Below are 15114 nucleotides of genomic sequence, written 5' to 3'. Positions count from 1 at the left end.
TCAGCCCACCACCGAACGCGGTGTGCCGGGCCCGGGATCGATCTGCACCGGACCCGATGCGGACGGCGTCACCGGAAAATCGAAGATTGCAGTCGGAATATAAACAGTGGCACAGGAATTCGGGATATCGACGACACCGGACAGTCGGCCCTCAATGGGCGCTGCGCCCAGCAAAAGATAGGCCTGCTCCGGGCTGTAGCCGAACTTGGTCAGGTAATCGATGGCGTGCAGGCAGGCCCGCTGATACGCCAAATGCGAATCCAGATAGCGCTGTTCGTCGTCGAGAGTGACCGAGGTCCCCGAGAAGGCCAGCCATTGCGAGTACTGCGGGTCGGTGTTACCGGGCATGAAGATCGCGTTCTCCGACACCCCGTAGGTGTCCATCCCGCCCTTGAGCACATCGACATGCAGATCGATGAAGCCACCCATCTCAATGGCTCCACAGAACGTGATCTCGCCGTCTCCCTGCGAGAAATGCAGGTCGCCCACCGACAGCTTGCCGCCCGGCACGAACACGGGATAGAACACCCGGCTGCCCTTGGTCAGATTCTTGATGTCCTGATTGCCGCCGTTCTCCCGGGGCGGCGCGGTCCTGGCCGCCTCCGCCGCCGCCCTATCAAAGGTGTCGCCGGTAAGCCCACCAAGTACCGCATCCCGGGGTTCCGGCGGAAGAGCCAATGCGGGAACACGATAGGGGTCAGTAGCGATCAACGCGCCCTCGCGAGCATTCCAACGCGCCAGCAATTCCGCCGACGGCGCCGTCCCCATCAACCCGGGGTGCACAATCCCGGTGAAGCTGACACCAGGAATGTGTCGCGAGGTTGCGGTTTGACCCGAGAAATCCCAAATCGCCTTGTACGCATCGGGAAACTGCTCGGTGAGGAATCCACCACCGTTGGTCGTCGGAAAGATGCCGGTGTAACCCCACCCCTGCCCGGCCAGTGGCCCGGAGTCTTCCTGAGGAATCGGGCCCACATCGAGAATGTCGACGATCAGCAGGTCCCCCGGCTGCGCACCCTCTACCGAGAACGGCCCCGACAGTGCGTGCACAGTGGTCAGTGGCGCGTCACGGATGTCGTCGGCGGAGTCGTCGTTGTGGATCGCACCGTCGAACCATTCGCGGCAATGCACCCGGAATGAAGTACCGGGTTTGACGACGACGGCCGGCGGAATATCGGGGTGCCACCGGTTATGCCCGACGATCTGTTGTTCGGTGAACTTCTTGCTCGAATCCAACGGGAACAACACTTCGGGCATGGCAATCCTTCCGGTCAGGGGCGAGGCAACTTGCGATGCAACGGATTTGATGTCACGCGAATCGACCGGCGCGCGGTGGGCAGCGCAGACACCACGGACGGCTCACTGGCACTGCGCTGGGTGTCGTCGAGCAGACGCATGCGAGACGAGGCGCCCCGGCTCATCCCGGCGATGCCGAAAACCCGGCGTGCCGACTCAGGGCAGCCGGGGCAGGGCACGATATCGGGCGCGGTCGCCAACGGAAAATTGCGCGACGTACTGCCACAGCTCGTGCAGCGATACTCGTACAACGCCATGACCCGCCCTCACCGAGGTAGCACCTGGATCTGAGACGTTACGCCGGATCGGCCAGGCCTGCAGGGGAAATCGATGGCAGGCCGGTTACAACCAGGTGTCCTCGGTGGTGGCGGTGAGGAACGCCTCCAGGTCATTGCGCCAATCGGCGGGCGTGGTCTTGTCGGGTTCGATGCCGGTGTACTGCCCTCGGTAAAACAGCAGCGGCCTGGTGGCCGTCGGGTTCTCGGGGATCTCACTCAATTCGTTGACCGACCCGAACACCACCCAATGGTCTCCGCCATCGTGGACGGTGGCCACCTCGCAGTCGATGTGCGCCAGCGCCCCGTCGATGATCGGTGACCCGAGACCCGATGGATGCCAATCTATTCCAGCGAACTTGTCCGGCTCTCGTGAGCCGAACCGCGCCGAGACCTCACGCTGATCCTCGGCCAGCACGTTTACGCAGAACTTGCCGGATGCCTCGATGGCGGCCCAGGACCGCGACTGCTTTGTCGGGCAGAACAGCACCAGTGGCGGCTCCAGCGAGAGCGCCGCGAACGACTGGCAAGCAAACCCCACCGGCTCACGATCGTGCGTCGTGGTGATGATGGTGACGCCGGTGCAGAACTGCCCCAGCACATTCCGGAACGCCCGCGGGTCAATAGCGGTCACTGGTTCAGCTTCGCACCGATGGTGAAGTCGTGGCCCCACAGACTGACCGCGGTGCTCTCCCGCGCAACCCAGGACTCGTCTTCGACCTGGCGACCCTCGCAACCAAATTCGATGTCGAATCCACCCGGTGTCTTCATGTAGAAGGACAGCATCAAGTCGTTGACATGCCGCCCCAAGCTGGCCGACATCGGCACCTTGCGACGCAGCGCACGGTCCAGGCACAGGCCCACATCGTCGGAGTTCTCCACCTCGACCATGAGGTGCACGATCCCGCTCGGGGTCGGCATCGGCAAGAACGCCAGGCTGTGGTGACGCGGGTTGCAGCCGAAGAAGCGCAGCCAGGCCGGCTCGCCGTCGGCGGGACGCCCCAGCATCTGCGGTGGAAGCCGCATGGAGTCACGCAGCTTGAACCCCAGTACATCTCGGTAGAAATGCAGCGACTCGGCGTCGTTCTTGGTCGACAGCACCACGTGACCCAGGCCCTGCTCTTCGGTGACGAACTTGTGCCCGTACGGGCTCACCACCCGGCGATGTTCCAGGGCAACGCCGTGGAAGACCTCTTGGATGTTGCCCGACGGATCCTCGAAGATGATCAGCTCATCGACACGGCGCTCGGCCTTCTCCTGTGCGGTGCCCTCCTTGTAGGGAGTGCCGTTGGCTTCCAACGCCTCCCGGACCTGTTGCAGTCCGGCGGCATTGGCGGCCTCCCACCCGGTGACCGACAGCCGATCGTGTTGGCCGGGGAAGATCACCAGACGGGCGGGGAAGTCGTCCATGCGCAGGTACAGCGCACCGTCAACCGTGCCCTTGCCCTCGACCATGCCGAGGATCTTGAGCCCGTACTCACGCCAGGCCGCCATGTCGGTGGCCTCGATGCGCATGTATCCCAGTGAGCGGATGGCGTCCATTCTCGGATTCCTCCTAATACCCGGCGTTAAACCATTGTGTCGGTGGCGGGCAGCTCGAAGGCGTGGTTACCCCAGATTTGGTATGCCCGCTCGGCGTCGTTGGCGGCGTGCACACGACCGGCGTGGGCATCACGCCAGAATCGCTGGACCGGTGCGTCATTGGACAGCGCGGTAGCACCGGAGTTCTCGAACAGCAGGTCGATCGAGGCGATCGCTCGGCCGGTGGCACGCACCTGGTCCCGGCGGGCCGCCGCGCGCAACTCGAACGGAACCTCCTGGCCCGCCGAGATGAGCGTGTACTCATCGCCCACATTCCCGATCAACTGGCGCCACCCGGCGTCGATATCGCTGGCGGCCTCGGCCACCCGCACCTTGGTGAACGGATCATCCTTGGCCTTCTCACCGGCGTACGCCGCGCGCACACGCTTGCCCTGTGCCTCGACGTGGGCGTCGTAGGCACCGTAGGCCATACCCATGATCGGCGCGGTAATGGTGGTGGGATGCATGGTGCCCCAAGGCATCTTGTACACAGGTGCTGTGTTGGTCTCGTAGCCGCCGGCGGTCTGGTCGTTCATCTTCTTGTACGACAGGAACCGGTGCGACGGCACGAACACGTCCTTGACGACCACGGTGTTGCTGCCGGTGCCACGCAGACCCACAACGTTCCACACGTCGTCGATCCGGTACTCGGTACGCGGGATCAGGAAGCTGCCGAAGTCGACCGGACGGCCGTCCTTGATCACGGGACCACCGAGGAACGCCCAGGTGGCGTGGTCACACCCCGAGGACCAGTTCCACGCACCGTTGACCAGGTACCCGCCGTCGACGACAACGCCGGCACCCATCGGCGCGTACGAGGAGGACACGCGCACGTTCGTGTCGTCGCCCCACACCTCTTCCTGCGCCTTCTGGTCGAACAGGGCCAGGTGCCAGTTGTGCACACCGATGATCGAGGAGACCCAACCGGTGGAGCCGCAGGCGCTGCCCAAACGACGCACCGCCTCGTAGAAGGTGGTGGGAGCGGTCTCGTATCCACCCCACTGCGAGGGCTGCAGCAGCTTGAAGAAGCCGATCTCCTGCAGTTCGGCGACCGTGGCGTCAGGCAGACGCCGCAGGTCCTCGGTCTCCTGCGCGCGCTTGCGCAGGATCGGCAGCAGGTCGTCAATTCCTGCGAGAACCGCCTGAATCTCGTCCCGCTGTTCGGTCGTCGTCACTGCATTTCCTCCACTGCTGTAGTTAGCATCAGTCGGCACAAACTAGGGCTAGTAGTTCGCGACACCCGCTGTACACCCACGGTGGTAGCGCGTGTTCCCTGCTGAGACTAGAACACGTTTCGATCTGTGTCGACACCGCCTCGCCTACCCCAGGAAGGCGGGCTCATCTGGAACGAAGCGACGACGGTGTTGTAGGGCCAAAGGTCAATTCTGTAACCTGTTCTAGTTCCACGAAGCTGTTGGCTTTTCACGCAAGCGGCTCATCGCCCCCGGGCGACGTACAACTGACGGAGGAAATCACGTGACGGACGTTCCGCTGGGGAAACACGTCCTCGAGGTTCGCATCGCCGAGGTGATCGACGAGACTGCCGACTCCCGGTCCCTGGTCTTCGATATCCCCGAGGACGCGGCCGACAAATTCGCGTACACACCCGGTCAGTACCTCACGCTGCGCATTCCCTCCGACCGCACCGGATCGGTGGCACGCTGCTACTCGCTGTCCAGCTCACCGCATATCGACGAGCGGTTGACGGTCACGGTCAAACGCACCGTGGATGGGTACGGGTCCAATTGGCTCTGCGATAACGCGCATGCCGGCATGCACATGCACGTCCTGGCGCCCTCCGGAGTGTTCGTCCCCAAAGAACTCGATCGCGACTTCCTGCTGCTGGCCGCCGGTAGCGGAATCACCCCGATGATGGCGATCTGCAAGTCCGCGCTCTCACAGGGCAGCGGCAAGGTAGTGCTCATCTACGCCAACCGCGACGAGCGGTCGGTGATCTTCGGTGCGGCACTTCGCGAGCTGACGGCGCAATATCCGGATCGGTTGACGGTCATCCATTGGCTCGAATCGGTGCAGGGGCTGCCCTCACAACAAACCCTGGCCACTCTGGCCGCCCCGTTCGCCGCCGGACACGAGGCCTTCATCTGTGGCCCCGGGCCGTTCATGGATGCCTCGGAGGCCGCGCTGAAGGGCAACGGCATGCCCGAGGATCGCGTGCATGTCGAGGTTTTCCGTTCCCTGGAGAGCGACCCGTTCGCCGAGGTGGTGCTGGCCGAGCCCTCCGACGACGACGAACCGCCGGCCACGGCCACCGTCGAACTCGACGGCGAGACCCACACGGTCAGCTGGCCACGGAGCACCGTCCTGCTCGACGTCCTACTCGCAAAGGGCCTGGACGCACCGTTTTCCTGCCGCGAGGGGCACTGCATGACCTGCGCCTGCATCTTGAAGGACGGCAAGGTCCGCATGCTCGTCAACGACGCGCTGTCGCAGAACGACCTCGATGACGGGTACATCCTGGCGTGCCAGGCGGTTCCCGAGACCGACGATGTCAACGTCACCTTTGATGAGTGAACGCCGGGTTCAGAAAAAAGATCTCGACGACGCGGCACCACCGGGCCGATACGATTCCCCCATCATGAGCTCCCTGAAATCGGCGCTGGCCGCCGCATCACTGGTGGTCACTTCCCTGGTCTTCCCAGGCACGGCCACCGCCGAGGTCAAAACCACCGACGTCAGCACGCCCGTCGACGAGGGGCGTCAGCTCGAGGTGCACGCCACCGCCGACTGCCGCAGGGCCGAACGGCAGTGTTACTACACTGCGAGCTTCAACCTTCGGACCCCCAACGGGATTGAGGGATTCGGGGGAGATCTGTGGGCCAAGCAGACCACCGAACTGCGCACCTCGGACCGGATGAACTATCTCTGGGTGCAATGGGCCGACAATCCGAACACCGTGGAGCACAACGGCGGTAGCACATGGCTGCTCACCACCGTCTACTTCGGTGGAGGTGACGTCGACCACTTCCGGATCACCGGCACCACCCAGCCGACCGATTGGGCGACCGGGCAACCCAAGCTCGACGCCGACTACATCGTGTGCAGCCACGTGGAGGCCAGTATCGGTGGCCGGAGCGTAATCTCGCCCGACGCCTGCGCACAGGCCCGCTTCAGCTAGCCGTCACCCAGCCGGATCCCGAGCACCCGCGCCGACCATGTGTGTGCCGCCCACGTCTATGCGACAACAATTGGTCAGGCCGGTAGTTGTCGCATAAACGCGGGCACCAGACGTGTGTTGCTTAAGACGCCAGTCCGACGATGTCGGCGCCCCATGACATGGTGCTGAGCATGCACGCTCGGACCCGCTCGCTACGCACCGATTTGCGCTATCTGCTCGTCCTGCATATCCATCGCCACGGGCTCACCACCGTATCCGAGATGGTCACCATGTTGGCGGACAAGGGTTTTGACGTAGATGGTCGTCCGTCAAAGACGATCTCCGATGCACTGCGCACCGACGTCAAACTCGACCGAGTTCGTCGACGCGGCCGTGGCCTCTACGGTCCGGGGGTGCTCCCGCGCAGCACCCAACACCGCATGCGCACCCGAGCTGACTGCTGGCTGTCAACGCGGCAGACCGAGCAAGCGCTCCCCTGCCACGCTGAGCAGGATCTGCGTGGTGCCCCCGGCAATCGACAGGCATCGGTCCCGCATGAACAGCCACATCTCGTGTGACTCCACCGCTCCATGAGAGTCCACATAGTCGAGGATGTGCTCCGACAGCCCCTGACGATGCCGCACTCCGACGAGCTTGCGCACGCTCGAGGCCGCACCCGGATCCTGACCACCGATGGCGCGCAGCGCGGTGCGCAGATCCAGCAGCGCACCCGTCTGCGCTGAGCACACGAATACACCAAGCGTATCCAGTTGTGCCCCATCTAATTCTGCGTCCCCGATGAGCGTCAGCAGCGACTCCATAGCCTCGTCGAGCGTGCCGCCCCCGGCCATGGCCACCCGTTCATTGGCCAGTGTGGTGCGGGCTAGACGCCATCCATCGTCGACCGATCCGACCACATTCTCGTCCGGAACGACCACACCATCCAGGAAGACCTCGTTAAACATCTCCTCACCGGTGATCTCGCGCAGCGGCCGCACGGTGATCCCCGGGGTCTTCATGTCGAGCAGGAAGTACGTAATGCCCTTGTGCTTGGGAACATCGGGGTTGGTCCGCGCCAGGCAGATCGCCCAGTCCGCGATCTGGGCCTTGGAATTCCACACCTTCTGCCCGTCGAGCTTCCACCCGCCGTCGACTCGAGTTGCCTTGGTACGCAACGCCGCAAGATCGCTACCGGCACCGGGCTCGGAGAACAGCTGGCACCATTCGATCTCACCGCGCAGGGTGGGAGCGACGAATTGCGCTATCTGCTCTGGAGTTCCGTGCTCAAGAATGGTCGGAGCCGCCCACCACCCGATGACGAGGTCGGGACGGGTCACTCCCGCGGCGTGCAGCTCCTGGTCGATGAGCAGCTGCTGCGCAGCACCCGCGCCCAGCCCGTACGGCGCGGGCCAGTGTGGGGCCAGGAAACCCGTCTCGGCCAGCCGAACCTGGCGCTCATCCTTTGGTGCCGAAGCGATTTCCACGGCGGTGGCAGCGACCTCATCCCGCTGGGTCTCCACCTCACCGAGGTCGATGGTCAGTGAGCGACGGGTTCCCTCGAGCGTCAACGCGGCGGCCTTACGCCGCCATACCGCCGGCTTGCCCAGGAAGGACTGAAGTGCGTAGGCGCGCCGCAGGTACAGGTGCGCGTCATGCTCCCAGGTGAACCCGATGCCGCCAAGAATCTGAATGCAGTCCTTGGTGTTGACCACCGCGGCATCGACCGCCACGGCCGCCGCAACCGCGGCCGCAAGCGAAAGTTGCTGGAAATCACCACTATTGGCTACCACATCCTGCGCGCAGCCGGCGGCATCCCAGACTGCGACATCCGCCTGCTCGACCCGGCACAGCATTTCCGCACACATGTGTTTGATGGCCTGAAAGCTGCCGATCTGCTTACCGAACTGCTCACGCACCTTCGCGTACTCGACGGCGGTCTGTAGCGCCCAGCGCGCCACGCCCACCGCCTCGGCCGCGAGGGTCACCGTCACCAGATCGGCGACCACGGCGGCCGGCAGACTCACCGGATGCGCCTCGGCGCCGTTCAGGGCGATCGCGGCCCACGGACGCGAGAAATCGGTCGCCTTCTTCACATCCACCGCGACACCAGCACCCACGCAGTCGACCAACACCCAACCGTCGGGCCCCGGGGCAAGCAGCACTCCATCGACGGTGCCGCCCAGCACCGCGGGCAACACGCCCGAAGCCAACCCGTCGGCGACGGTCAGGCTCCCGGTGAGGGCCACGCCCGCCGTGCGCTCGCCGGACGCCAGCGCCGCCACCAATTCGGCCGGCCCGTCGGCCGCGAGTACCACGGCGGCCAACGCACTGGTGGCAATCGGACCCGGCACCAAGGACGCCGCGGCCTCGTCCACCATGGCGATCATGTCGTCGAATCCGGCCCCCGAACCGCCCGCGGCTTCGGGCACCGCGACGCCGAATATGCCCAGCTCAGCCAGCCCGGCATAGGCCGGGCCCCACCCGTGGGGGTCGGATTCCATCTTGCGGACCGACTCGATGACAGCCGCACTCTTGGCCCACTGACGGACCGCGTCCCGGGCGGCTTCCTGGACATCGGACGACACAGATTCTCCTCGGCTTGATTCGGGTACACGAGACTAGAACGTGTTCTAATATCGTGATTGGGTTCAGTGTAGTAGGAACGCATTCAGGCTGTACAGAGCGCTACCGGAGGGCCAGGGAGACCTGAAACGGCCGACGGTCATCCGTATAGTCGTGCGCTGAACCAGAACGTGAGCACAGGGAGTACAGACGCCATGGCAACGCCTCGGACATCTAACGCATCGGAAGCCGTGCAGTCGGATAACGGTGATACCGACGCCGCGAATCAGCCTGCCGCCGTCTCAGCACTGTCCGATGACGATCTCGGTTCGACCGCGCAGCGCGAACGCCGCAAGCGCATCCTGGACGCCACCTTGGCCATCGCGTCCAAGGGCGGCTACGAGGCGGTGCAGATGCGCACCGTCGCCGAACGGGCAGACGTCGCCGTGGGCACGCTGTATCGGTACTTCCCCTCCAAGGTGCATCTTCTCGTGTCCGCGTTGGAGCGCGAGTTCGAGCAGATCGACGCCAGATCAGATCGCAATACTGTCAGCGGCGGCACCGCCTACGAACGCCTGCACACGGCGATCACCCGGCTGAATCGCAACATGCAGCGCAACCCCCTGCTCACCGAGGCGATGACCCGCGCGTTGGTCTTCGCAGACGCTTCCGCCGCCGGTGAGGTTGATCACGTAGGCCGCCTGATGGACGGTATTTTCGCCCGCGCGATGGCCGGTGACGACGACCCTTCCGACGCGCAGTTCCATATCGCCCGCGTCATCTCGGATGTCTGGACCTCCAACATGATTGCCTGGCTGACGCGTCGAGCGTCGGCAACCGATGTGAGCCACCGTCTCGATCGCACCGTCAGATTGCTGCTTGGCATTACCTGAGCAGCAACGCTTGGCCTAGCCAGCCCGCTGTAGGTAGCGGACGTAGACTCGGGACCCGTGGTGAGTGCCCAAGATCTGCCTGTCGAATTGCGCCGGGCTCTTTCCGAAGTCGCCCGTACTCCTCGGCTGTTGGTGGCCTCCGATTACGACGGAACCATCGCCCCGCTGGTCAACAACCCCGATGACGCACGCCCACACCCCGAGTCGACCACGGCGTTGCGGGCTTTGGCGGGACTGCCGTCGACAACCTCGGCGCTGATCTCCGGGCGCGCGCTGCGTGATCTGGCGACCCTGTCGCGGCTGCCCTCCGAGGTACATCTGGTCGGTAGCCACGGATCTGAGTTCGATGCCGGATTCGTACACGCCATCGATGGAGACGCCAAGGCGCTGTTGAAGACCATCGCCAACAAACTCTCGGCCATCGCCGCCGAATACGCCGGAGTAGCCATCGAGCTGAAACCGGCGAGCGTCGCACTGCACGTGCGCAACGCCTCGGACGAGGACGGCGATGCCGCGCTGTCCCAAGCACTTACCGTGGCCAACGGGTGGGGCGCGCAGGTCACCGAGGGCAAGAAGGTTCTCGAATTCGCGGTCATACCCACTGACAAGGGACAGGCGCTCGACATCTTGCGCCATCAGGAAGGCGCGACCGCGGCGGTCTTCTTCGGCGACGATGTCACCGATGAGAAGGCCTTCAAGCGGCTACATGGCCCTGACGTGGGCGTCAAGGTGGGCGATGGAGAGACCCTCGCCGGATATCGCATCCCGGACACCGAATCAGTCGGCACCGCACTGGCTTTCCTGCTTGAAGAACGTCGCACCTGGCTGCTCGGCGGCCACGCCACCCCCATCGAGCGTCTCACCATGCTCGCCAACTCGCGCACCCTCGCGCTGGTGACCCCTACCGGTGACATCACCTGGATGTGTCATCCGGAACCCGACTCGGCAGCGGTCTTCGCTCACCTTCTCGGCGGGGACGAGGCCGGACACTTCACCATCGGCCCCGCACGGTCCGCGCTGCCACTCGGCCAGAAGTACATCGACAGCACCATGACTGTTGAAACACGTTGGGCCAGTCTGCAGGTCACCGACTACCTGGCTCACGATGAAATCCCCGGACGTACCGATCTGATTAGGGTTGTCACCGGCGAGGCCGATGCGGTGGTCACTTTCGCCCCACGCCCCGAGTTCGGCCAGACACCCGTACAGCTGGTGGCCGACGAGGGCGGCCTGCGGGTGCTGGGCACCAACGATCCGATTGTGCTGCGGGCCCCCGGCGTCACCTGGAGCATCTCCGCCGACGAACAGACCGCGACCGCGACGATCAGCCGTTCCAACCGGCCAATTGCCCTCGAATTGCGCTGCGGTACAGAGGATTTAGGGCCAAATCCCGTCCCCGAACCCGAGCTGCGGCGCCGCGCCGAGTCGTATTGGCGCGACTGGGCTCAGACCCTGACGCTCCCCGAGCGCAAGCCCGGACTGATGAAGCGCTCGGCGCTGACGCTGCGCGGCCTGGTGCATGCCGAATCCGGCGCCATCCTCGCCGCCGCCACCACGTCGTTGCCGGAAGACATTGGCGGTATTCGCAACTGGGACTATCGGTACTGCTGGCTGCGCGACGCCTCGATGACCGCATCGGCACTGGTGGCGTTGGGATCGCTGGGCGAGGCCGAGGGCCTGCTGGGCTGGCTGCACCGAGTACTGGAGCACCTACCCGGTCCGGATCGCCTGCACCCGCTGTACACCTTGTCCGGAACGGTGCTGCCGCCCGAAGCGGTGATCGACTCGCTGCCCGGATACGCGGGCTCGCGCCCGGTCCGCGTCGGCAACGCCGCCAACTCACAAGTACAGCTGGATGTCTTCGGACCCGTGGTGGAACTGATCCACGATCTGACTCACGCCCGTAAGCGTCTCGGACACGCCGAACCGCTGACCGATGCCGACTGGAACTTGGTATCGGACATGGTTCTTGCCGTCGAACGCCGGTGGTACGAACCCGACCACGGAATCTGGGAGATCCGCGGCAATCCGCGCCACCACGTCTACTCCAAGGTGATGTGCTGGGTGACCGTGGACCGCGCGGTGAAACTCGCCGAAGAGTTCCAGCGCGAGACTCCCGCGGGCTGGGCCGGACTACGTGACGAGATCGCCGCCGAGGTCATCGAGAAGGGCTGGAACGGCTCGGTCAAGTCCTTCACGGCCGCCTACGACGGCACAGATCTGGATGCCGCCACCCTGTACATCGGACTGTCCGGGCTGATCGAGCCCACCGATCCCCGGTTCACCGCGACAGTGATCGCCACCGAGGCCGAATTGCGCAGTGGTGCAACGGTTTACCGATACCACCGCGATGACGGGCTGCCCGGCGGAGAGGGCGGCTTCCACCTGTGTGCCGCCTGGCTCGTCGAGGCCTATCTGCTCATCGGTGCGCGATCGCAGGCCGAGCTGCTGTTCGACCAGCTGGTCAAGGCCACCGGCCCCACCGGCCTGTTGTCCGAGGAGTACGACCCGGTGGCGGAACGTTCGCTGGGCAATCACCCGCAGGCGTACAGCCACATCGGTCTGCTGCGCTGCGCCGCCTTGCTGTCCTAACCGGCCATTTCGCCGCGCCACCGGCGGCGCGGGCATAGCGTTCAGCCATGAACCCCATGCAACGTCTCAGCTCTCTGGCGTCGCAGCAGTTCGGCAAGGTCAACAAGGCCCTGACAACGCCGACCGGACAGCTCACACCGCACGCCATCGCCAAGCTCGTCACACCGAGCCGAAGTCTGCGCTCGTCGGTCCGCAACAAGATCGTCATGATCACCGGCGGCTCGTCTGGCATCGGCCAGGCCGCAGCGCTACAGATCGGCGAGGCCGGCGGAACGGTGCTGCTGGTCGCCCGCTCCGAGGACAAATTGCAGGAGACTGCCGCGCAGGTTCGTGGCGTCGGCGGCACCGCCCACGTGTTCCCGTGCGATCTGTCCGATATGGACGCCATCGATCGGATGGTGAAAGACGTGCTTGCCGACCACGGCAGGGTGGACATTCTGATCAACAACGCCGGTCGATCGATCCGGCGCTCGCTGGCCCTGTCGTACGACCGGCCACACGATTTCGAGCGCACCATGCAATTGAATTACTTTGCGCCCCTACATCTCATCCTCGGCTTCATGCCGGGCATGCGTGAGCGCAAGTTCGGCCACGTCATCAACATCTCGTCCATCGGGGTGCAGACAAAGGTGCCACGATTCGGCGCGTACATCGCATCCAAAGCCGCGTTGGACACGGTCTCCGATGCGTTCCAGGCCGAGACGTCGGACGAGGGACTGCGTTTCACCACCATTCACATGCCATTGGTGCGGACCCCGATGATCGCGCCGACGACGCTGTACCAGAAGTTTCCTGCCCTGTCCCCTGACGAAGCAGGTGAGGTGATCGCGAAGGCGATCATCGAACGGCCGCGACGGGTCGCTTCGGCATTCGGTCGCATCGCCTCCTTCGCAGATTCACTCACACCCGAAATCATGGATGCGGTGCGCAATCAGGGGTACAAGATGTTCCCGGATTCCGATGCCGCCAAGGGGGTCACGAACCTCAAGCCCGAAGAAGTGGACAGCGGGCAACAGATCTTCATCGACGCCACACCAGGGGTGCACTGGTGAGCCTGCCCAAGCCGGGGGCGACCGAACCCGTCGTCATCACCGGGGCGTCTTCGGGGATAGGCACCGAGCTGGCGTATGGGCTGGCCAAGCGCGGATACTCGTTGACCCTGGTGGCGCGCCGCAAGGACAGGATGGACAAGCTCGCCGACATCCTGTCCGCACGCCACCACATCGAAGTCGAGGTGCAGGCACTAGACCTTGCCACCGAGTCCGGCCGTGCCGAGCTACGCGAGTGGATTGCCGCCAATCGCATTGCGGGATTGTGCAATTCTGCGGGATTCGGCACCAGCGGGGTCTTCCATGAGCTGCCGTTGGATCGCGAGCGCGAAGAGATCGAGGTCAACGTCATCACGCTGGTCGAGCTGACCCATGCCGCGGTGGCAGGCATGGTCGATCGGGGGGCCGGGGCGGTGCTGAACATTGCCTCGGTCGCCGCGTTCCAGCCGATTCCGTACATGGCGACCTATGCCGCGACCAAGGCCTACGTGCAGTCCTTCTCCGAAGCCGTGCACGAGGAGCTGCGGGGCACCGGTGTGTCCTGCACGGTGCTGTGCCCTGGACCGGTGCCGACGGAGTGGGCCGAGATCGCGAGTGCGGAGCGATTCAGCGTGCCGGGTGTACAGGTCTCTGCGAAGCAGGTGGCCGCGGCGGCAATCAAGGGCATGCAGCAGGGCGCACGCAGCGTGGTCCCGGGAGCGGTACCCCAGGCGATGACCGTGGCCGGGCGATACACACCACGATCACTGCTGCTACCCGCACTGCGTGTGGTCACCAAGCTCAGCGAACGCTGACACGTTTTGCACTCTCATCACCCATCCCCCATAATGAAAACCGTTTTCATTACTGGAGAGCTGGAGGTCTGCTGTGCACGCTCGCGTGACTGGGTTGGCTTTAGCGGTTACGACCGTCGGAACGCTCGCGCTCTCCGGCTGCGGCCAAGCCGCCCAACGGTCCGGTGAACCCACCGTGGTGGCCTCCACGGATGCCTGGGCCTCGGTGGCCCAGGCCGTCGCCGGCGACCACGCCAAGGTGAGCGCATTGGTCAGCGGCGCCAACACCGACCCGCATTCCTTCGAGGTAACCCCCGCGGCTGCGGCGCAGGTCCAGGACGCCACTCTGGTGGTGTACAACGGCGACGGCTACGACCCGTTCATCGACAAACTGCTCAAAGACGGCCAGCCTCGGGTCAACGCCTACCAGCTTCTGCCCGCGGACTCCGCCGACAAGAATGAGCATGTGTTCTACAGCCTGAGCACCGCCAAAAAGGTGGCCGATCAGGTTGCAGACGAACTCGCCAAGGCAGACCCGGACGATGCCGATACCTACCGAGCGAATGCCAAAACATTTGGGCAGCAGCTTGACTCCATCTCAGATCTGCAGCACGGCATCGCCGAGAAGGACCACGGCAAGGGAATCCTCGCGACCGAACCGGTGGCCAGCCACCTGGTCTCTCATTGCGAACTGGTCGACCGCACGCCCCACGACTTCGCCGAAGCCGCCGAGCAGGGCCAAGACCCCTCCCCCGCCGATGTCGCCACCGCGTTGGACCTGATTAACACCAAACAGGTTGCGGCGCTGCTCTTCAACTCCCAAACGGCCGGACCGGTCACCAACCAGCTCAAGCAAGCCGCCGAATCTCACGGCGTCCCGGTGGTGACGGTGACCGAAACCCTGCCGGACGGCACCGACTACATCACCTGGCAGCGACGCACCACCGAGCAGCTCGCGACCGCCCTGAGATACTGACC

General features: G+C 64.5%; 13 protein-coding genes and 1 pseudogene. 8 read left to right on the top strand and 6 right to left on the bottom strand.

Going from position 1 to position 15114, the window contains the following annotated elements:
- The 5 genes from fmdA to hsaA form a co-directional block, all read right to left on the bottom strand.
- The gene (fmdA, locus tag MSTE_RS02740) at positions 1-1257 is read right to left on the bottom strand and encodes a formamidase (protein ID WP_096498787.1); all 1257 of its coding nucleotides are present in this window, start codon (positions 1255-1257) and stop codon (positions 1-3) included.
- A gap of 14 nt (positions 1258-1271) precedes the next feature.
- Positions 1272-1553: a zinc ribbon domain-containing protein gene (locus MSTE_RS02735; RefSeq protein WP_096498785.1), complete on the bottom strand. Its 282-nt coding sequence runs from the start codon at positions 1551-1553 to the stop codon at positions 1272-1274.
- An 85-nt stretch (positions 1554-1638) separates the two neighbouring features.
- The gene (hsaB, locus tag MSTE_RS02730) at positions 1639-2205 is read right to left on the bottom strand and encodes a 3-hydroxy-9,10-secoandrosta-1,3,5(10)-triene-9,17-dione monooxygenase reductase subunit (protein ID WP_096498783.1); all 567 of its coding nucleotides are present in this window, start codon (positions 2203-2205) and stop codon (positions 1639-1641) included.
- Positions 2202-3113: an iron-dependent extradiol dioxygenase HsaC gene (gene hsaC / locus MSTE_RS02725; protein ID WP_030095769.1), complete on the bottom strand. Its 912-nt coding sequence runs from the start codon at positions 3111-3113 to the stop codon at positions 2202-2204. The genes hsaB and hsaC overlap by 4 nt, the downstream gene beginning before the upstream one ends.
- Positions 3114-3139: 26 nt before the next feature.
- Complete coding sequence (gene hsaA / locus MSTE_RS02720; RefSeq protein ID WP_096498781.1) at positions 3140-4327, bottom strand: 3-hydroxy-9,10-secoandrosta-1,3,5(10)-triene-9,17-dione monooxygenase oxygenase subunit; 1188 nt, start codon at positions 4325-4327, stop codon at positions 3140-3142.
- Positions 4328-4628: 301 nt separating this feature from the next.
- Here hsaA and MSTE_RS02715 point away from each other — a divergent pair, with 301 nt between their 5' ends.
- From MSTE_RS02715 to MSTE_RS02705, 3 genes and pseudogenes are all read left to right on the top strand, one after another.
- Positions 4629-5684, top strand: a complete 1056-nt coding sequence (locus tag MSTE_RS02715; protein WP_096498779.1) for a ferredoxin--NADP reductase — start codon at positions 4629-4631, stop codon at positions 5682-5684.
- 64 nt (positions 5685-5748) lie between these two features.
- Positions 5749-6288 (top strand): hypothetical protein, encoded by a 540-nt coding sequence (locus tag MSTE_RS02710; RefSeq protein WP_231896975.1) that lies wholly within the window; start codon positions 5749-5751, stop codon positions 6286-6288.
- A gap of 170 nt (positions 6289-6458) precedes the next feature.
- Positions 6459-6731 (top strand): annotated as a pseudogene (locus MSTE_RS02705) (hypothetical protein); the annotation flags it as partial.
- A gap of 3 nt (positions 6732-6734) precedes the next feature.
- Here MSTE_RS02705 and MSTE_RS02700 read toward each other — a convergent pair.
- Positions 6735-8852, bottom strand: coding sequence for an acyl-CoA dehydrogenase (locus tag MSTE_RS02700; protein WP_096498777.1), 2118 nt, complete (start codon positions 8850-8852; stop codon positions 6735-6737).
- A 192-nt stretch (positions 8853-9044) separates the two neighbouring features.
- Between MSTE_RS02700 and kstR the strand changes: the two genes are divergently transcribed.
- The 5 genes from kstR (at position 9045) to MSTE_RS02675 (ending at position 15112) form a co-directional block, all read left to right on the top strand.
- Positions 9045-9722: a cholesterol catabolism transcriptional regulator KstR gene (kstR, locus tag MSTE_RS02695; protein ID WP_078322572.1), complete on the top strand. Its 678-nt coding sequence runs from the start codon at positions 9045-9047 to the stop codon at positions 9720-9722.
- A gap of 60 nt (positions 9723-9782) precedes the next feature.
- Positions 9783-12314 carry a trehalose-phosphatase gene (gene otsB / locus MSTE_RS02690; protein WP_162291544.1) on the top strand — a complete coding sequence of 844 codons (2532 nt, stop codon included), beginning with the start codon at positions 9783-9785 and terminating at the stop codon, positions 12312-12314.
- Positions 12315-12361: 47 nt separating this feature from the next.
- The gene (locus MSTE_RS02685; protein ID WP_096498773.1) at positions 12362-13366 is read left to right on the top strand and encodes an SDR family NAD(P)-dependent oxidoreductase; all 1005 of its coding nucleotides are present in this window, start codon (positions 12362-12364) and stop codon (positions 13364-13366) included.
- Positions 13363-14157: an SDR family NAD(P)-dependent oxidoreductase gene (locus MSTE_RS02680; protein ID WP_096498771.1), complete on the top strand. Its 795-nt coding sequence runs from the start codon at positions 13363-13365 to the stop codon at positions 14155-14157. Before MSTE_RS02685 ends, MSTE_RS02680 begins: the two co-directional genes overlap by 4 nt.
- A 73-nt stretch (positions 14158-14230) precedes the next feature.
- Complete coding sequence (locus tag MSTE_RS02675; RefSeq protein ID WP_096498769.1) at positions 14231-15112, top strand: metal ABC transporter solute-binding protein, Zn/Mn family; 882 nt, start codon at positions 14231-14233, stop codon at positions 15110-15112.
- Positions 15113-15114: the final 2 nt, after the last annotated feature.

This window comes from [Mycobacterium] stephanolepidis (assembly GCF_002356335.1).
Classification (GTDB): domain Bacteria; phylum Actinomycetota; class Actinomycetes; order Mycobacteriales; family Mycobacteriaceae; genus Mycobacterium; species Mycobacterium stephanolepidis.
This window is presented reverse-complemented; position numbering and strand designations above follow the sequence as displayed.

Coding starts and splice junctions, on each gene's coding strand:
- kstR (WP_078322572.1), top strand. CDS start 9,045: ATGGCAACGCCTCGGACATCTAACGCATCGGAAGCCGTGCAGTCGGAT.
- MSTE_RS02735 (WP_096498785.1), bottom strand. CDS start 1,553: ATGGCGTTGTACGAGTATCGCTGCACGAGCTGTGGCAGTACGTCGCGC.
- MSTE_RS02710 (WP_231896975.1), top strand. CDS start 5,749: ATGAGCTCCCTGAAATCGGCGCTGGCCGCCGCATCACTGGTGGTCACT.
- fmdA (WP_096498787.1), bottom strand. CDS start 1,257: ATGCCCGAAGTGTTGTTCCCGTTGGATTCGAGCAAGAAGTTCACCGAA.
- MSTE_RS02685 (WP_096498773.1), top strand. CDS start 12,362: ATGAACCCCATGCAACGTCTCAGCTCTCTGGCGTCGCAGCAGTTCGGC.
- hsaC (WP_030095769.1), bottom strand. CDS start 3,113: ATGGACGCCATCCGCTCACTGGGATACATGCGCATCGAGGCCACCGAC.